The organism is Alcanivorax sp. (genome assembly GCF_002726155.1).
In the GTDB taxonomy this organism is placed as follows: domain Bacteria; phylum Pseudomonadota; class Gammaproteobacteria; order Pseudomonadales; family Alcanivoracaceae; genus Alcanivorax.
Genome location: NZ_PBSH01000008.1, coordinates 1 through 18,436, shown reverse-complemented (window position 1 = coordinate 18,436; position 18,436 = coordinate 1). Strand labels below are relative to the sequence as shown.

Sequence of the window (18,436 nt, the reverse complement as noted above, 5' to 3'; positions counted from 1 at the left end):
GATGAATAAAAATAAAGTCGGTACCTGTCTTTTTATTGGGGGATTTTTTCTTTCTTGTTGGCAAACCGCAATAGCGAATGTAAGTGAAATGATCCCCCTGGAAGATAATGATCTCAGGCAAGTGGCGGGCCAGGGGTTGATACTGAATGACAAAATATCGGGCAGTGAGCTGGTTGGTGCGAATGCCTATTCTGAGCCTTTTGATTTTTACCGTATGGGCTTGAATGGTGAACTGGAAATGAACATGAATATTTCCAAACTGCAGCTTGGTTGTGGAGGGATTAATGATCATCTTTCCGGTTTTGCAGGCTGCGATATTGATATCGACTATGCGTCCCTGATGGGTAGAAATGGAACAGAACCCGGTGCATCCGGTAGTCCATTCAAATTGACACGGCCCTATGTGGAAATAGCGATAAAGAATGATGATACCGCCACGCTGAGAGAAGTGGCAGGGATAAAGATAGGGGGGGAGTCTGCCGACGGGGCCATGGTTGCCGGTCGAAGGTACACCCAGAATGGCGCGATCAATCAGGAAAATACTGCGTTTGCTGGAAGCTGTAATACTGGCGTTTCAACAGGAGCAGGCGTTGCGGGATGCCATTCCGGTATTAATACCGTTAGTGGTTTCCTGGGGACGGAGCTTTCCATCACCATGCGCGTACGTGCGAATATTTGCGGTGGTGCAGTGATTGGTGGTTTCTGTCTGGGGATTCCTATTCCTCTTGATGCCTGGGGATGTGCAGGTAGGACGCAGACGGAACTTGATTCATGCGGCACAGGAAAAAATGATGCGCTTTTCGTTGATGTGGCTGGTACCAGAATGCAGACGCTGGGGTTGCGCTCGGCACAGCTGAATCTTCAGGGGAATGGTCTTTCAGGCATTTTGACTCAAATCCTTGATTCTGCCTATGCGCAACTGAATACAGATCTTCGCCTGGCGCATAAATTGACTTTCGAAAATACCGGCGATTTTTTTCTTTCTTTCCAGCGAGAACCTATCGCTTACCCAAGATATAGCAAGATTACTCCAATACAGGAGTTTCAGAATGCGGGAACGTATAACACCGCAGTTGATGCCTGTACAACGAGTTACGCGACAGAAAGATGTAACAGCGCTTACTCTGTTCCAGCCAATACAGGGTGGTGGCTAAATGCACCGAGCGTGAAACTGATGGATATTGTGAATGAGAATGCTCAGCTGGGAACCTTGTCTATCGGTGATGCGTTGGATCTTTTAGGGGCGCCGGGCTATCTCATTGAACACCCTGAGTTTGAGATGACCCCACAACAGAACTGTCACGGCTCTACCAAGTTTTGTTAGGGGAACGCGATGATTAATAGAATAAGTCAGAAAATGGCTGCCGCTAAAATTTTTATTCTGACGATTATTCCTGTGTTGGCCTTTGCACTGGAGCCGATGACGGAAGGGGAGCTTTCCACTGTTCAAGGGAGGGATGGGGTAACGGTCAGTCTGAATGCTACTGGCATATCCGCTCAGCAATTATCCTTGCAGATTGATACTCCCACAGCCAGCCAGTCTGAGGGCCTGTATCTGAATAATTTACAGCTGACAAAAACGGGAACGGAAGACAGCTGGTTCACCACCGACATTGATGTGGGTTCCGATGTGAATGGCCCTTTGCTCAGCATCAATAGCCATGCGGATACCAGCCGTTTCTCCTTCAGTTCCATGACATTGAATGATTCGACTCGATCATTCGGAGAATGGGCGCTGGTGGGGGGAATGGATTTCCGTCTGATCAATCGCGGAATTTTCTTTACGGACGATATCAACAAGCCCGCTTCCCTGTATTTCGCGCTAACCGATGCCAAATGGTTCTATCGGCAAAACTGGTATTACCACGCCAACCTCACGCTCGATAACCTGGATTTTGTCTGGGATATGCCTGAAGCCTCTGTCGGAGTCACCAATGATGGATTGCGATTGTATGGCGATGTTAATTACCTTCTGAATTTTGATCTTCTCTACAAATTTCATCCTGATCAGGACATGACCACAGTGACCGCCAACGATAAGCGGATACTGAATTTTGGCTGGGAAGGCACGCTGTATGACACTGAACTGCAGGTTCGTGGTGGGGGGATCTGGGATGGCAGCGAAGTGGCCGGTGCCTATGATACTTCCGCACGAACGCAGGGCCTGAATTTTGGTGTCAGCTGGAATTACAAGAAAAACCAGGGGGATGGGGTTAAATCCACAGACCTGCGCTGGCAGATTGGTCAGGGCGGTGGTGAACAGGTTTTGCTGGAGTTTGGCGATTGGAGAAATCTTCAGGACAGCAGTGGTAATCGGGCTCCTCTGGGTTTTGATTTCCGCAATATCACGCTGGATGTGGTGACTGCCGGAAATGGCCCCGGTGGGTTGTGTTGGGGAGGCGCAACCCATGGTTCGGGGTGCGGAGGAAACATGCTGGGCTTCGATACCGGGTTGATCAACAGCTATAGCAACCAGGTTAATCGCACGGATGGTGGGGCGCTAATGGCGGCTATCCGTGACGGCAACCTGTTGGCGTATTCAAATCAGGTAACGGTCAGCTCAAATAACATGGCCCCGGAAACCTATGATTGGGGGTTGATTTATACCCTGGCCAACATCGATGCCAATATTGCCATGTATCCCGGTGGGAGCCCGTCGCATGTTACCGCAGACAGTGAGAATCAGGGTTTTATTATCGATTTTCTGCTGATGTCGCAGACATTGGATAACGCTGGCAATCAGGGCAGCAACTGGTCGCGGGGCACCCATTTCATGATTGCGGACACCGGCCCGTCGGTGAATATGGGCATCGGCATGTTGAATGCCAACTTCCTTCTGGCTGCCGATGATATGCGCTTGTGGATAAAAAATTCCGGAACCGTAGGCGGTGCTGCTTACGGTGGAGGTATCGACCTGCTTTCCCCTCGAGTCAGAATGCAGCTTTCGGCTGAGCTGGCCGGGGTTTCCCTGCCACGCGGGGATGACAAGGTAGCGATAGCCGATGTGGATCTCAATCTTGAGGGGCTGGTGAATTTCCGGTTATCTCCACCACCGGATGGGGAGAATTTTCTGGCCTACAGTGCTGCCATCAGACTCTATTCCATGAGCGATACCACGGACAGTACCTTGGTGAGTGGTCAGGGTTCGTTCTGGTCGATTGCTGAACCGGGGCGGCCGGAGGTTGAGTTGAGGCTGGCGAACATAGAGGGGGACGTGGCTATTGTGGACAGCAAACTGGAATTGCACGAACGAAACCACAGCGGTAACGGAGAAAGCCCTCAACTGGAAATTTCCAACAAGATTGTGTTCGGCGGTAGTGCTGTGCAGCGGTTACAGGATGGTACAGAAGGGCTTGCCTCGGTACCTGGCGGCGCCTTGGGGCAGGAAGTGAAATCGGATATTTATTTTGGCTCAGACCGTCTGGGGCAGTTGGTTATTCCCAATGGCAGCATCCGCACCACGATCGGTTTACTTCCTCAGGAATAAACCCTGCTTCACACCCGTTGGTGGAAGCAGGGCGAGCAGCCCGGTTTCAGGATGTGGGGGCGCCATCTGCATGCCATTCAAACTTTTTGAACGGCTTGTCGACGGGGGTGTTGGCCAGGTGATTGGTGTAATTGCTCATCACCTTCTGGGACAGGCCCAGAATCACTTCCAGGATATGCCGTTTTTCAAAGCCTGCGGCGAGGAAAGCCTGCACAGCTTCATCGTTCACTTCGCCACGATCGCGGACCACGGATAAGGTGAAGTCCCGCAGGGCTTCCAGTTTGTCTGTGGGCAAGGGGGTCTTGTCGCGCAGTGCGTTGGTGATGCGGTCGTCCACTTCCATGGATTTGGCAATGCCGGTATGGGCGGGGACGCAATAGTGGCAGGCATGTTCCACGTTGATGGTTTGCCAGACTACGGTCACTTCCTCGTCGGTAAAGCTGGTTTCCAGGAATAACGCGTGCAGTTTCTGGTAGCCCTCCAGCAGGCCGGGGGCTTCGGCCATGACGGCATGCAGATTGGGAATCATGCCAAAGCTTTTCTGCGATTCTTTCAGCAGCGCCAGGCTGGCTTCGGGGGCGGTCTCTTCTGTGTGCAGGGTGAAATCGGTCATGGTGTCCTCCTTTGGATCAGCCGGGATAAGCGATGTCTTTATTTGAGTGATCGCTCAACAACAGCGTCACCCTAACACGTGCAGAAACGTCTGCAATACCTTTTTTGAGCGAATACTCAAAAATTGTTAAACTGCGCTTATTGTTTGCATGGTGGAGATAACAGATGCCCAGAATGGCGGCGTACGATCGGCAAGATTGCCTCGAGAAGGCCGTGACCCTGTTCTGGGAGAAAGGTTTTCATGCCACCTCTCTCAAAGACATCGAGCACGCGCTGGATATGCGCCCCGGCAGCATCTATGCCGCGTTTGGCAACAAGGAGTCGCTCTATAGTCAGGCCCTGGACCTGTATGCCGGCACCATGGGCAAGGATTTCCTGGATAATCTCCGTGGCAAGCAAACCCCCATCGAAGGGCTGGCAGACTATCTGCGCGAACTGGGCAAGCTGCGCGACACCAACCCGCCTTCCCGGGCCTGCATGCTGGTCAAGGGGCTGCTGGAAGCGGGAGCAGAAACCCCGGCGTTACAGCAGAAAATCGAAACTCGCCTGGCCGATATGGAGGCGATTTTCCGCCAGGCCTTTGCCGAGGCGAAAGCGGCGGGGCAGATACGCGACCCCGACGACCCAGCCCATCAGCCGGACCGATTGGCGCGCCGTCTGCAGTGCGAAGTCATGGGATTGCGGGCGTTCGCCCAACGTTCCGGCGACAGGCAGGAATTGCAGCAGCTGGCGGGGGACCTGGCAGATACCGTGCTATCCCTTCAGGCCTGAGGCAGTCCGACTTGTAATGAATCCCCGTTGTCGCCATGCCATGATGAAACAACACAGGTTTTATTGTTGGCAGGAGGCTGATCATGTCCACGCACCATTGCGATACGCGCACAGAAACTGATTCCCTGGGTGACATAGCGGTTCCGGCCAGCGCACGTTGGGGCGCCCAGACCCAGCGCGCGGTGGACAATTTCCCTATCAGCGGCCGTCAGTTGCCAACCCGCTTTATCCAGGCCGTGGTCCGCATCAAACGCTGTGCGGCGGAAACCAACCGGCAGCTTGAAACGTTGTCAGCCGACAAGGCCGTGGCCATTGTCGGTGCCTGCAACGATCTGCTGGCGGGCCATCACCTGGACCAGTTTCCGGTGGATATCTTCCAGACAGGCTCCGGCACCAGCACCAACATGAACGTCAATGAGGTGATTGCACATCTGTGTGAGGAAGCCGGTGCTCCCATTCACCCCAATGACGATGTGAACCTGGGCCAGAGCAGTAACGACACCATTCCCACGGCCATTCATGTGTCTGCCGCACTGGCCGTCACGGAAAACCTGATCCCGGCGCTTGAGCAACTGATTGCCGAGCTGGGCTTGCGCGCCCGGGAGCAGCGGGAGACCGTGAAAACCGGGCGCACCCACTTGATGGATGCCATGCCGGTGACTGTGGAACAGGAGCTACAGACCTGGGCCATGCAGTTGCAGGATGCCTGTGGGCGTGTGGCGCGGGCCCGTGATGACCTGTTGGCGGTGCCTCAGGGCGGCACGGCCGTGGGCAGCGGTATTAATGCCCACCGGAATTTCGCTGACACCTTTGCCCGCCACTTGGCAGAAGAAACGAATCTGGCCTTTCGCGCCATGCCCCATCCCTTTGTGGCGCAGAGTGCGCTGGACAGTCCGCTGGCGTTATCGGCGGCGCTGCGCGGTGTTGCGGTGGTGTTGATGAAGATCAGCAATGACCTGCGCTGGATGAATTCCGGGCCGATCCACGGGCTGGGCGAGGTGCAGCTGCCGGCCACGCAGCCGGGTTCGTCGATCATGCCGGGCAAGGTGAATCCGGTGATTTGCGAGTCCGCCACCATGGTGGCGACCCAGGTAATGGGGCTGGATCAGGCCAATACCATCGCTGCCCAGAGCGGCAACTTCCAGCTCAATGTCATGCTGCCGCTGGTAGCCAGCAATCTGCTGGATATGACCGAATGGTTGGCGAACAGCTGCAGCAATCTGGCGGAGCGGGCGATCAAGGGGATGACGTTCAATGAAGCGCGCCTGGCCGAAGGCGTAGGGAAGAACCCCATTCTGGTCACCGCCCTGAACCCGGTGATCGGCTACGAAAAAGCGGCGAAGATTGCCAAAGAAGCGTTTGCCAGTGGCAGGGCGGTGCTGGATGTGGCGGAGGAACAGTCCGGCCTGTCCCGGCAGGAGCTGGAAAAACTGCTGGATCCGAAAGATCTCACCCATCCTTGATCCACTAACAGGATGGCAGCCCGACCTAAATGGGGGCTTCACGATGGGCCGCCAGGGCAGCAAACAAGCGCTGAAAGGCTGTGCTAGACAGGGTGTCTACAACGGGTAGTATTTTGTAACCTATTGGGCCTGCTGACAGATGACCTGTATGGAGGTCTGTGTCAGTCTTGAACGCCCACATACTGATGGGTAGGTAAGAGCGTGCCGCTTTTTCCTGCCCGTGAACGGCAGAATAACAAGGTAACGGAGCAAGTTATGAGTAGTCATCTGAACATCCCCCGCAGCGCCTCAGCGGTGGAGTCGTCACTGGTCATCAACCATATTCTGGAAGCCGGTGTGCGCAAGGCACCGGACCAGACGATTACCTATGGCGATCGCACGTTCACCTACCGCGACCTTGACGAGCGCGTGCGCCGCCTGGCCGGGGCGCTGGCGGCGCAGGGCGTGAAGCCTGGTGATACCGTGGCCGTGATGGACTGGGACACCAACCGTTACCTGGAAGCCTTTTTTGCCATCCCGATGATGGGTGCAGTGCTGCACACCGTGAACGTGCGCCTGAGCCCGGAACAGATTCTCTACACCATCAACCATGCGGAAGATGATGCGATTCTGGTCAACAGCGAATTCCTGCCGATCCTGGAAGAGCTGCAAGACCGCATCGAGACGGTAAAGACCTACATCCTGCTGGACGACACGTCTTCTCAGGAAGAGGGTGTGAAAAGCAGTGATAGCCTGCCGCTGGCGGGTGAATATGAAGAGCTGCTGGCCAAGGCGCCGGCCCAGTACGATTTCCCGGAGCTGGACGAAAACACCCGCGCGACCACCTTCTATACCACCGGCACCACCGGCCTGCCCAAGGGCGTGTATTTCTCTCACCGACAGCTGGTGCTGCACACCTTTGCCGGCCGTAACACCATGGCCGGTGTGGGGCAGGGGCGTTTCAACGAAGACGACGTCTACATGCCGATCACGCCCATGTTCCATGTACACGCCTGGGGCATCCCGTTCATGGCTACCATGATGGGGGTGAAACAGGTGTACCCGGGCCGTTACGAGCCGGCCACCCTGTTGAAACTACTGGTGACCCACAAAGTTACTTTTTCACACTGTGTTCCCACCATCATCCAAATGTTGCTGCAGGCGGAAGCGGCCAAGAGCATCGATCTGAGTGGCTGGAAAGTCATCATCGGCGGCTCGGCCCTGCCCAAGGCGCTGGCCATGGGGGCGCTGGAACGTGGCATCGATATCTATACCGGTTACGGCATGAGCGAAACCTGCCCGCTGCTGACCCTGGCCCAGCTGACCCCGGAACTGGAAAACGCGGACCTGGAAACCCAGGCGGATTACCGCACCCGCACCGGCCGCCCGGTGGCCATGGTGCAGATTCGCATCGTCGACGGTGAAATGAATGACGTGCCCCATGACAACAAGAGCCAGGGGGAAGTGGTGGTGCGCGCGCCCTGGCTGACCCAGGGTTACCTGAACGACCCGGATAAATCCGAAGAGTTGTGGCATGGCGGCTGGCTGCACACCGGGGATGTGGCGGTAATGTCCGAGGATGGTTGGCTGAAAATCGTTGACCGCATCAAGGATGTGATCAAGACCGGTGGCGAGTGGGTGTCTTCCATTGATCTGGAAGGCCTGGTGCTGCAGCACCCGGGCGTGGGCGAGTGCGCCGTGGTGGGGGTGCCCGATGAAAAATGGGGTGAACGCCCGGTGGCGCTGGTGGTGAAAAGCGGTGAAGCAGATGAAGAGAGCATCAAGGCGCTGGTTGGCGATTATGCCGACAAGGGCGTGATCAGCCGCTACGGTATCCCTGATCGGGTGGTCTTTGTGGACGAGCTGCCGCGCACCTCCGTGGGCAAGCTGGACAAGAAGAAGATGCGCGCGGAAATGGTTTAGAGAGACGCAACACGGTAAAAGAGACGCAACACGCTTCACGCAACACGCGGCACGAAAGAAAAAGCCCACCATGCAGGTGGGCTTTTTCTTTTCAGGGGCCACCACTGGGGCCGTGTTTTGTGCCGCTGACGATCTTTACATGAACCCTCTTCAATTTATTTGTTCCCACTAACGCAGCGGTTACGCATTCCTTGCATAATTGCACGTTAGACTTTCCTGTCGTGAATCAGACTTGGCTTGCATCGGAATAACGGAGAATGGCATGGCGCGGATTATCGCGGGGCTGGTGTTGGTGGCACTGGTGGGAATGGGGGCTTGGTGGCTGTGGCCGGCTGAGCAGGCGCCCATGGGAACCCGCCCGCCAACCGTAGTGAACCTGGCACCGAGCATTGAGCGCCCCCTGTACGACCGGGTGGAAGCCGTGGGTACCGCCCGGGCGGCCCAGGCTGTGGTGTTGTTGGCGGAAGTGCCGGGCCGGGTGGCGGAGATCCATTTTCAGCAAGGCCAGCAGGTCACCCGGGGCCAGCTGCTGGTGACGCTGGATGACCGTAATGCCCGTGCCGAACTGGCCCGTGCCGAGGCGGAATATCAGCGCGCCAGGGATGATTACCGCCGGGGTCAGCAGCTGGTGGAGCGTCGCGCCATTTCCCAATCCGAGGTGGATACCTTCCGCACCACCCTGGAAGCCGCCGAGGCCAGCCGCAATGTGGCCCGCGCCAATTTTAACGACCATACCATTCGCGCGCCGTTTGCCGGGGTGCTGGGGTTGAGACAGGTGGATCCCGGTGCCTATCTGCAGACGGGCAACCCGATTACGACCCTGGATAATCTTGGACATCTGGAAGTGGATTTCCAGATACCCGAACGCTACTTGGGCAAGTTGGCGGTGGGGTTGCCGGTGCAGGCGCAGAATTCCGCATTTGAAGATCAAATTTTTGAAGGCGCGATCACCCACCTGGATTCCCGGGTGAGCAGCAGCAGCCGTAGCCTGACGGTGCGTGCCCGGCTGAATAACCCCCAGGGGCAATTATTGCCCGGCCAGTTTCTACGGGTGTCCGTGCAGTTAGCGGAACGGGAAGCGCTGTTGGTGCCGGAGCAGGCGGTGATCACCCAGGGGGCGCAGAGTTATGTGTTCACGGTAAGCCCGGACAATAAGGCTCAGCGCCACCCGATAACGCTGGGCGGTCGCCGGGATGGCTGGGTAGAAGTGACCAGTGGCCTGACCAACAAACCGGATGTGATCGTCAACGGCCACTCCCGCCTGGGCAGCAGCCAGCCGGTGAAGGTGATCGAGGACCCGGAAGCGTTGATGCCCGGGCAGCGAGTATTGCTGAACCCGGCGCCACCAGCGGAGTCCCCCTCCGCTGAGCCCCCGGCGGCGGACCCGGATGGTCAACCGGTAACGGGCGAGGCCGCCGCATGATTTTGTCCGATGTCTCTATCAAGCGGCCGGTTTTCGCCACGGTGATCAGCCTGCTGATCGTGGTGTTTGGCGTTAGCGCGCTAATGAAGCTGCCGATTCGTGAGTATCCGGATATCGATCCGCCGGAAGTGTCCATCAGTGTGGATTATGCCGGCGCCGCGCCGGAGGTCATTGATACCCAGATCATTCAGGTCATCGAAGGGGCGATTTCCGGGGTGGAAGGGGTGCGCAAGATCGAGTCGCGCAGCCGCCTGGGCTCAGCCCGTACCACGGTGGAATTCACCCTGGAAAGGGATGTGGATATCGCCGCCAATGACGTGCGCGATGCAGTGTCCCGGGTGCTCAACCGGTTACCGGAAGAAGCGGAAACCCCGGTGATTGCCAAAGCCGATGCCGATGCCCGGCCCATTATCTGGGTGACCCTGACCAGTAGCACGCTAGCCCCTCAGGAGCTGACAGATTTTGCCGAACGGTCACTGGTGGACCGTTTTGCTGTGCTCGACGGGGTGTCGGAAGTGATCATCGGCGGTGAGCGTCGGTATGCCATGCGGGTGTGGCTGGACCGCCAGAGCATGGCGGCCAACCAGGTCACCGTGACAGATATTGAACAGGCCCTGCGCAGCAACAACGTGGAATTGCCGGCGGGCAAGCTGGAATCGGAATCCCGTGGTTTCACCATTCGGGCGGATAACCGCCTGGCCACGGTGCAGGCATTTGAGGACCTGGTGGTCCGCCGCCAGGGCGATTACCTGCTGCGCTTGGGCGATGTAGCGCGCGTTGCGCTGGGCGTGGAGAACGATGATTCGGTGCTGCGTGCCAACGGCGAAGCCGCCATTGGCTTGGGCGTTGTGCGCCAATCCAAGGCCAATACCGTGGCGGTGTCGGATCGGGTGCGCGAAGAAATCGAGGCGGTGCGCGATAGCCTGCCAGCGGATATTCATCTGGATGTCAACTCGGATGAATCCCTGTTTATCCGGGCGTCTATTCGCGAGGTGCTGATCACCCTGGGGATTTCCGTGGTGCTGGTGATCGCGGTGATCTTTGCCTTTCTTGGCAACTTGCGCGCGACTCTGATCCCGGCGGTGACTATTCCGGTGTCGGTGATCGGTGCCTTTATTGGTTTCGGGGTGATGGATTTTTCCATCAATGTGCTGACCCTGCTGGCGCTGATCCTGGCCATCGGCCTGGTGGTGGATGACGCCATCGTCATGCTGGAAAACATCCAGCGCCGTATCGATGAAGGCGAGTCGCGGTTGGTGGCTGCGTATCTTGGTGCCCGGCAAGTGGCCTTTGCCGTGGTCGCCACCACGCTGACACTGGTGGCGGTGTTCGTGCCCATTTCCTTTATGGGCGGCGACGTGGGGCGGCTGTTCAGTGAATTCGGTTTTACCCTGGCGTCGGCGGTAATCATCTCCAGTATCGTCGCCCTGAGCCTGGCGCCCATGCTGTGTTCCCGTTGGCTGCATCGCCATAGCCGCAAGGAACAACAAGGGCAGAACAATTTTCTGCAGCGGGGCCTGACACGCCTGAATCAGGCCTATGCCAACGGCCTGCAACGGACCCTGACAAGCCCCTGGCCGTTGGCGGTAGGTTGCGTGTTGTTGTGCCTGGCGGCGGCGTTGCTGTTTCGGCAATTGCCCCAGGAGCTGGCGCCCACGGAAGACCGTGGCGTCTTCATTATTCCTGCCACCTCGCCCCAGGGCTCTACGGTGGAATACGGCGCCCACCACACCCAGGCGGTGGAAAAAATGCTTATGCCCCTGGTGGAAAATGGTGAAGCCGAGCGGGTGTTGGCCATCGTCGGTTTCCGTGGCGTGCCGGAGCGGGCGTTTACCATCGTGAGGTTGAAAGATTGGGAAGAGCGCGACCGTACCCAGCAGGAGATTGTTGGCGAGTTGCGTGGGCAGTTGTCCCAGGTCACCGGCTTGCGGGCCTTTGCGGTGAATCCGCCGGGGCTGGGCCAGAGTGCCTTCGACCAGGCGCTGGAAGTGGTGGTGGCGGGGCCAGACTATGAGCAAGTGCTGGCCTGGAGTGAAACCCTGATGGCGGCCCTGCGCGAAAACCCGAACCTGACCAGTATCGACACCGACTTTGAGCAGACCCAGCCACAACTGGATGTGAATCTGGACCGTGAGCGGGCGGCGGATCTGGGCATCACCGCCACCGATGTGGGGGAAACCCTGCAGGCCATGTTTGCCACCCTGACCGTGTCCACCTATGTGGATCGGGGGCGCGAGTACGACGTGTTGCTGGAGGCGGAAAAGAGTGCCAGTGAAGTGCCTGACGATGTGCTGCCGATCTACCTGCGCAGTGACAGTGGTGGCTTGGTGCCGTTTTCCAGTGTGGTGGAATTAACCACCACCGGTGATGCACCTGAGCTGCGCCGGGTGGATCGTCTGCCGGCGATTACCCTGTCCGCCAACCTGGCCGACGGCTATGACCTGGCCACGGCCATGCGCTATGTGGAGGAGCAGGCCCGCGAGCGGCTGCCACTGGAAGCGCGCATTGGTTACAAGGGCATGGCCGAGGAACTGCAAGAGTCGGCGTCGGCGATTCTGGTGACCTTTGCGCTGGCGCTGGTGATTGTATTCCTGGTACTGGCTGCCCAGTTTGAAAGCTGGATTCACCCGCTGATCATCATGCTCACGGTGCCGCTGGCGTTGGCTGGCGCGGTGATTGCTATCAGTGTTACCGGCGACAGCCTGAATATCTACAGCCAGATTGGCATGATCATGTTGCTGGGGCTGATGGCGAAAAACGGTATTTTGATCGTAGAGTTTGCCAATCAGCTTCGTGATGAGGGGCGCAGCGTGAAAGAGGCGATCTATGAAGGCGCCATCGTGCGTTTCCGTCCGGTTCTGATGACCGGGGTTTCCACTATCTTCGGTGCGGTGCCGCTGGTGCTGGCCACCGGCGCTGGCGCGGAAAGTCGCTTCACCATCGGTGTGGTGATTCTTGGTGGCTTGTTGTTTGCCACGGTGCTGACCTTGTTTATCATCCCGGTGCTGTACCAGTGGTTGGCACCTTATGCGTCACCGGCAGATGCGGTCAGCCAGCAGCTGGACAAGGAGATGGCCGTTAACGAAAGCCAAGATGGATAATCCGTAGGAGCAGCGCTTGAGCCGCGAACCGAGCGGCAGCGAAGGAGTGTTTTCCCAAGTACGCTTTGCGGCTCATACTCGCAGAGCACAGAGAGCGCCGCTCCTACTAATCGCCAGACAGGATTCATGACCGACTACGAACTGATCCGCAGCAAACGCCGTACTCTGGAACTGCGTGTTCTGGAAGACGGTCGTGTACAGGTGCGCGCGCCGCAGCGAGCGCCCTTGCGCATGGTGCAGACCTTTGTGGACAGCCGCCGCCAGTGGATCCGGGATCAGCAACAACGTCAGGCCAGCCGCCCCCGACAGCGCTGGCAGGATGGCAGCACCCTGGTGTTTCGCGGGCAACCGCTAACCCTGGATGTGTCACCGGGCCGGTGGTCGGTGAGTGTGTCGGGCGGCTATCTGCAGGTGCGGGTTGCCGAGCCCGATAGCGAGACGGCCGTGCAGCAGGCGGTGGAGCGCTGGTTGCGCGAAGAGGCTCGCCCGTTGTTTGCCGACAGTATCGAGCGGCAGTTTGGCTGGTTTGCCAGGCAAGGCTATGCCCGCCCGGTATTGCGGGTCAAAAAGATGCGCACCCGCTGGGGCTCGCTGTCGGCAAAAGGGTATATCAACCTGAACATGGCCTTGTTGCATTACCCGCCAGCGGCACTGGATTACGTGGTCATGCACGAACTGTGTCATCTTCAACACATGGATCACGGCCCCGGGTTCCACGCGCTCATGGACACCCGCATGCCCGACTGGCGCCAGCGCAAGCACCTCCTCGACCAACCCTTATATCAACCCTGAGCGTGTTCGCTTTACCAAGCGCCGCTCCTACGGAAAAAGGGCGCGTGGTGCATCAGGGCGATGCGTGGAGCGTCTCTTTCAGCTGGGCATAAAAAAACCCGCCGAAGCGGGTTTTTTTACTAGCGAGGTTGCTTATTCAGCAACGACGTTAGCAGCCTGCGGACCTTTGGGGCCCTGCTGGATCTCGAAGGAAACCTTCTGACCCTCGGCCAGGGTTTTGAAGCCTGAACCGGTAATTGCACTGAAATGAACGAACACGTCCGCACCACCATCGTCCTGGGAAATGAAACCAAAACCCTTGGACTCGTTAAACCACTTCACAGTACCTGTAGCCATGTGAATCTATACCTCAAAACTATTACTTAGGGTGTTGCTTGCAAACCATGTTGGGCGGTGTTCGGAGACAACTTCAGCTTCACGCAGGGAAGACAACTACCAAAACAATCCACGGCCATAATTCGCAGCCACTTCCGACTTTACTCCCCTTTTTCTGATTGCACCACCCCTTTTTCCGGGCGGTTTTGGGGGTCGAGATCACGTGTTTGTCATAATCTCGACAGCCATTTCATGGTACTCGCCGGGGTCCAGAGTCAGCACATTATCCAGCACCCGTGCGGTTTCGATGCACAACATGCGCTGCCAGGCGTCGGGGGCGAACTGACTGAGCTGCAGGCTTTTATCCACCCAGGGATTCCAGACGACGGCGGAGTGGCTGCCCCGGCAGGTCAGTTGGATCTGTCGCTGCCAGAGCGGATCTTCCACCTGCAGTTGCGAGGGCAGTTGCAGATAAAGCCGGTCGGTTTCCTGGTCGAATTGCAGAGCATCGCTATCCTGGCGGGTCTGCCAGTCGGCCAGGGCATCCACGTAGGGCGTATGGGCGAGTCCTTGCACGGTGATTTGCCGACTGTCTGCCACGGCCAGATAGGTGTGCAGCGCCTGGCTGACGGTAACAGGCCGGTCACCGTGATTATGGTTGCCCAGACTGAGCGACAGGGCGTCGCTCAGGGTGATCGTCAGGGTGGGGGTGACGGGGGGTAGGTGCTGGCGGTCAGCCTGGTCGGCCAGCCGGAAAACCAGTTGCGCCTGCTTTGCGTGAAGATGCTGTTCGCTGAGCTGCCAGGGTTGCTGGCGGACCAGGCCATGGGCCGGGGGAGTATGGAGAGAGTATTGCTGGGTTACGCTGTCCGGGTTGCGTTCCAGCGCGCCGAACCAGGGCCAGCACACCGGCACGCCGCCACGCACGCCGTGGCCAATACGGTATGCTGCCTGCTCACTGAGCCAGAGAATCGGGGGGGCGCCATCGCGTCCGTATTCGAGCACCTGGGCGCCCTGCTCCGCGATTACCAGCGTCTGGCCGCGATGGCGCAGCTGCCAGCAGATGAGCTCGCCCCGGGTGATGCGTTTCAGATCGGTTGCCATGTTCGCTCGTTCGGTGCCAGACGTTGGACGCCCAGCCCGTCAGGCACCAGGCGTCTGGCGTTGTTATTTAATACCCGCGCCGATTTCCAGTTCGCGTATGGACTGCTCAAGGTAATCGAGCAGCCGCTGCATGGAGGGGAGGGTACGGCGGCAGGCAATCAGGCCGAATTCCAGCTGATCCACGTAGCTGGTGAGGGTGATGTTCAGGGCGATACGATCCAGGGCAATGGAGACAGGGTACATGCCTTGCAGTTTAGCGCCGTTCCAGTACAGCGGCTCTTTCGGGCCGGGGACGTTGGAAATCACCACGTTGAATGCCCGCCATTTGGGCGCCAGGCCGGTGAGCAGATTGAGGCCGGTGGGGGCCATGGTCAGGGCAGTGAAGTTGAGGATCTCTTCCGGACTCATTTGTGAGAACCGGGATTTGGCTTCCTGCACGGAGTCGTTGACCACGCGCAGGCGATTGGCCGGATCACAGATGTGGGTGCCCAGGTTAGCCAGAATCATGCCGATCTGGTTGCCACCGGCGCTGTCGTCCTGACGCAGGCTCATGGGCACCATGGCGATCAGCGGTTCATCGGGCAGGGCGTGTTGACTGATCAGATACTCGCGCAGGGCGTGGCCACACATGGACAGCACCACGGTGTTGATGGTGCAGCCGTAGGCCTTGGCAATGTTTTTCAGGCGCGGTAACGAAAAACTCTGGGCGGCAAAGCGGCGAGAGCCTGTGATGGTATTGTTCAAAATCGTGTCCGGCGCCTGGAAGATGGACACGTAGTTTTCGTCACTTTTCGCCTTCTGGGTGACCTTGTAGATCTCCCGCGCCAGGCCGGGCACGGTGGCGGCTTGTTTGCTGATGCCGGCGGTCAGGCGTGCCATGCTGGAGGCCACGTCTACCGGATTGCTGGGCAACGAGCGGGTGCGTTTACGGGTATTGAAAGCCCAGCCTGGTGCCATTTCCCGTTCGCTGGGGTCTGTGGACAGGGTCTTGGAGGCAATGCGCATGGCGGAAATGCCGTCCATCACCGAATGGTGAATCTTGTAATAGAGAGCAAACTGGCGACCGCGAATGCCTTCAATCAAATGGGCTTCCCACATGGGCCGTTCCCGGTCCAGCAGGTTGGAGTGTTCGGCGGAAATCAGAGAGAGCAGTTCGCGGATGCGACCGGGTTTGGGGAGCGCTTCGTGGCGGAAGTGGTGGTCGATATCGAATTGCTTGTCCTCAGTCCAGTAGTACTGGCCGAGCCGACGGGTCAGGCGCTGGTTGAATGGGGCTACCGGATGGCAGTAGTCCCGCATTTGCTGGGCCAGTTCACTGACATATTTCGGACCGGCATCCTCGGGAAAGGAAAACAGCTGTAAACCGCCCACATGCATGGGCTGCTGCCGTTTTTCCAGCCACAGGAAAAGTTGATCCACCGGACTAAGCGCTTTCATATATTCCCCTTGGTAATAATTTTCTCCCTGGACACAAGCTGTCTACCCTTAACAGGTAATGCACTCTCCATGCCAGCTGTGCAGGAAAGATCATAGTCGTAAAGGGGAGGGTCGGTCACTGTGTGCGGGCCGCAAAACGTGGGCGTTTCGGTAAATCAAGGCGCTGTCTCATTGAGCAATGGCACTGGGGGTCTTCATCTAATGCCTTAGTCTGAGGTGACTGCTCAGGCACGTTTTCAATCCGTTGGGTTATATCGTGGCATTCATGCTGTGAATACCGAATATAGATCATATTGATTATGTTTATGTGTCGCGGGGCACTAGAATGCGCGGCATCGGTAGACCGGCATGAAATGCATGAGCAGGGTTGCCCCTCTCCGGCGTCGATAAACCAATTTCATATTCAGAGGTTCACCATGTCATACACCAAAGACATCGAAGCACTCGGCTCCGTGGTTGGTGCGCAAAGCACCTGGAACGATATCAACCCGGAATCTGCGGTTCGCATGCGTCTGCAAAACCGTTTCAACACGCATCTGGACATCGCCAAGTACAACGCCAAGATCATGCGTGAAGACATGGCGGCCTATGACGCTGACACGTCCAAGTACACCCAGTCTCTGGGTTGCTGGCACGGTTTTGTTGGTCAGCAGAAAATGATCTCCATCAAGAAGCACTTCGGTAGCACCAAAGGTCGTTACCTGTACCTGTCTGGCTGGATGGTTGCTGCGCTGCGTTCCGAGTTCGGTCCGCTGCCTGACCAGTCCATGCACGAGAAGACCGTTGTCGCTGACCTGATCCGTGAGCTGTACACCTTCCTGAAGCAGGCTGATGCCTGGGAACTGAACCACCTGTTCCGTGCTCTGGACGATGCCAAAGAAGCTGGCGACGAAGCCAAGCAGAAAGAAATCATCGGTCAGATCGACAACTTCGAAACTCACGTTGTTCCGATCATTGCTGACATCGATGCTGGTTTCGGTAACCCGGAAGCCACCTACCTGATGGCCAAGCAGCTGATCGAAGCCGGTGCTTGCTGTATCCAGATCGAAAACCAGGTATCTGACGAGAAGCAGTGTGGTCACCAGGACGGTAAAGTAACCGTTCCTCACGCCGACTTCCTGGCCAAGATCAACGCGGTACGTTACGCGTTCCTGGAGCTGGGTGTTGACGACGGTGTCATCGTTGCCCGTACCGACTCCCTGGGTGCTGGCCTGACCAAGCAGATCGCTGTAACCAACGAGCCGGGCGACCTGGGTGACCAGTACAACGCGTTCCTGGACGGTGACGTGATCGAGTCTGCTGCCGACATCAACAACGGTGACGTTGTGATCAAGTCCAACGGCAAGCTGCTCAAGCCGAAGCGTCTGGCTTCTGGCCTGTTCCAGTTCAAAGCCGGTTCCGGTATCGACCGTGTTGTTCTGGACTGTATCACCAGCCTGCAGAACGGCGCTGACCTGCTGTGGATCGAAACCGAGAAGCCCCACGTTGGCCAGATCGCAGAAATGGTTAACCGTATCCGCGAAGTGGTGCCGGACGCCAAGCTGGTTTACAACAACAGCCCGTCCTTCAACTGGACCCTGAACTTCCGTCAGCAGGTATTTGATGCTTGGGAGAAAGAAGGCAAAGACGTTTCCGCTTACGATCGCGACCGTCTGATGAGCGCTGACTACGACAGCACCGAGCTGGCTGAGCTGGCTGACGAGTGGACCAAGAACTTCCAGCGTGATGCGGCCCGTGAAGCAGGTATCTTCCACCACCTGATCACTCTGCCGACTTACCACACTGTTGCTCTGTCCACTGACAACCTGGCTAAAGGCTACTTCGGTGACGAAGGCATGCTGGCCTACGTTGCAGGCGTTCAGCGTAAAGAAATCCGTCAGGGCATCGCTACTGTGAAGCACCAGGACATGGCCGGTTCCAACATCGGTGATGACCACAAAGAGTACTTCTCCGGCGAAGCAGCACTGAAAGCTGGCGGTAAAGACAACACCATGGGTCAGTTCGAGAACACCTAAGTCTCGATAGATTC

13 protein-coding genes are annotated in these 18,436 nt (G+C 57.5%); 9 read left to right on the top strand and 4 right to left on the bottom strand.

The genetic code is table 11. The annotated features are described in order from the left end of the window. The first annotated feature begins 1 nt into the window (after position 1). Entirely contained in the window at positions 2–1,324 is a 1,323-nt protein-coding gene (locus CL546_RS02630) for a hypothetical protein (protein ID WP_290492884.1), read from the top strand. A gap of 9 nt (positions 1,325–1,333) precedes the next feature. Continuing rightward, positions 1,334–3,487 carry a hypothetical protein gene (locus CL546_RS02625; RefSeq protein WP_290492883.1) on the top strand — a complete coding sequence of 718 codons (2,154 nt, stop codon included), beginning with the start codon at positions 1,334–1,336 and terminating at the stop codon, positions 3,485–3,487. Positions 3,488–3,533: 46 nt separating this feature from the next. Here the strand turns inward: CL546_RS02625 and CL546_RS02620 are convergent, their stop codons facing one another. Continuing rightward, a complete protein-coding gene (locus CL546_RS02620) occupies positions 3,534–4,100 on the bottom strand; it encodes a carboxymuconolactone decarboxylase family protein (protein ID WP_290492882.1) in 567 nt (188 codons plus the stop codon). A 164-nt stretch (positions 4,101–4,264) separates the two neighbouring features. Here CL546_RS02620 and CL546_RS02615 point away from each other — a divergent pair, with 164 nt between their 5' ends. From CL546_RS02615 to CL546_RS02590, 6 genes are all read left to right on the top strand, one after another. Further along, the gene (locus tag CL546_RS02615; protein ID WP_290492881.1) at positions 4,265–4,870 is read left to right on the top strand and encodes a TetR/AcrR family transcriptional regulator; all 606 of its coding nucleotides are present in this window, start codon (positions 4,265–4,267) and stop codon (positions 4,868–4,870) included. Positions 4,871–4,953: 83 nt separating this feature from the next. Beyond that, entirely contained in the window at positions 4,954–6,333 is a 1,380-nt protein-coding gene (locus CL546_RS02610) for a class II fumarate hydratase (RefSeq protein ID WP_290492880.1), read from the top strand. Positions 6,334–6,588: 255 nt separating this feature from the next. Further along, on the top strand, positions 6,589–8,235 hold the full coding sequence (locus CL546_RS02605; protein ID WP_290492879.1) for a fatty acid--CoA ligase: 1,647 nt from the start codon (positions 6,589–6,591) through the stop codon (positions 8,233–8,235). Between the two features lie 262 nt (positions 8,236–8,497). Beyond that, entirely contained in the window at positions 8,498–9,658 is a 1,161-nt protein-coding gene (locus CL546_RS02600) for an efflux RND transporter periplasmic adaptor subunit (protein WP_290492878.1), read from the top strand. Beyond that, positions 9,655–12,759, top strand: coding sequence for an efflux RND transporter permease subunit (locus CL546_RS02595; protein WP_290492877.1), 3,105 nt, complete (start codon positions 9,655–9,657; stop codon positions 12,757–12,759). The genes CL546_RS02600 and CL546_RS02595 overlap by 4 nt, the downstream gene beginning before the upstream one ends. Before the next feature lie 126 nt (positions 12,760–12,885). Continuing rightward, positions 12,886–13,551, top strand: coding sequence for a M48 family metallopeptidase (locus tag CL546_RS02590; protein WP_290492876.1), 666 nt, complete (start codon positions 12,886–12,888; stop codon positions 13,549–13,551). Between the two features lie 132 nt (positions 13,552–13,683). On the opposite strand, the gene cspE is transcribed toward CL546_RS02590, so the two are convergent. The 3 genes from cspE to CL546_RS02575 form a co-directional block, all read right to left on the bottom strand. Continuing rightward, the gene (cspE, locus tag CL546_RS02585; RefSeq protein WP_011590014.1) at positions 13,684–13,887 is read right to left on the bottom strand and encodes a transcription antiterminator/RNA stability regulator CspE; all 204 of its coding nucleotides are present in this window, start codon (positions 13,885–13,887) and stop codon (positions 13,684–13,686) included. 198 nt (positions 13,888–14,085) lie between these two features. After that, complete coding sequence (locus tag CL546_RS02580) at positions 14,086–14,970, bottom strand: D-hexose-6-phosphate mutarotase (protein WP_290492875.1); 885 nt, start codon at positions 14,968–14,970, stop codon at positions 14,086–14,088. Positions 14,971–15,033: 63 nt separating this feature from the next. Further along, complete coding sequence (locus CL546_RS02575) at positions 15,034–16,407, bottom strand: WS/DGAT/MGAT family O-acyltransferase (protein ID WP_290492874.1); 1,374 nt, start codon at positions 16,405–16,407, stop codon at positions 15,034–15,036. Between the two features lie 416 nt (positions 16,408–16,823). On the opposite strand from CL546_RS02575, the gene CL546_RS02570 reads away from it, so the two are divergent. Next, complete coding sequence (locus CL546_RS02570; RefSeq protein WP_290492873.1) at positions 16,824–18,422, top strand: isocitrate lyase; 1,599 nt, start codon at positions 16,824–16,826, stop codon at positions 18,420–18,422. Positions 18,423–18,436: the final 14 nt, after the last annotated feature.

Coding starts and splice junctions, on each gene's coding strand:
- CL546_RS02630 (WP_290492884.1), top strand. CDS start 2: ATGAATAAAAATAAAGTCGGTACCTGTCTTTTTATTGGGGGATTTTTT.
- CL546_RS02625 (WP_290492883.1), top strand. CDS start 1,334: ATGATTAATAGAATAAGTCAGAAAATGGCTGCCGCTAAAATTTTTATT.
- CL546_RS02620 (WP_290492882.1), bottom strand. CDS start 4,100: ATGACCGATTTCACCCTGCACACAGAAGAGACCGCCCCCGAAGCCAGC.
- CL546_RS02615 (WP_290492881.1), top strand. CDS start 4,265: ATGCCCAGAATGGCGGCGTACGATCGGCAAGATTGCCTCGAGAAGGCC.
- CL546_RS02610 (WP_290492880.1), top strand. CDS start 4,954: ATGTCCACGCACCATTGCGATACGCGCACAGAAACTGATTCCCTGGGT.
- CL546_RS02605 (WP_290492879.1), top strand. CDS start 6,589: ATGAGTAGTCATCTGAACATCCCCCGCAGCGCCTCAGCGGTGGAGTCG.
- CL546_RS02600 (WP_290492878.1), top strand. CDS start 8,498: ATGGCGCGGATTATCGCGGGGCTGGTGTTGGTGGCACTGGTGGGAATG.
- CL546_RS02595 (WP_290492877.1), top strand. CDS start 9,655: ATGATTTTGTCCGATGTCTCTATCAAGCGGCCGGTTTTCGCCACGGTG.
- CL546_RS02590 (WP_290492876.1), top strand. CDS start 12,886: ATGACCGACTACGAACTGATCCGCAGCAAACGCCGTACTCTGGAACTG.
- cspE (WP_011590014.1), bottom strand. CDS start 13,887: ATGGCTACAGGTACTGTGAAGTGGTTTAACGAGTCCAAGGGTTTTGGT.
- CL546_RS02580 (WP_290492875.1), bottom strand. CDS start 14,970: ATGGCAACCGATCTGAAACGCATCACCCGGGGCGAGCTCATCTGCTGG.
- CL546_RS02575 (WP_290492874.1), bottom strand. CDS start 16,407: ATGAAAGCGCTTAGTCCGGTGGATCAACTTTTCCTGTGGCTGGAAAAA.
- CL546_RS02570 (WP_290492873.1), top strand. CDS start 16,824: ATGTCATACACCAAAGACATCGAAGCACTCGGCTCCGTGGTTGGTGCG.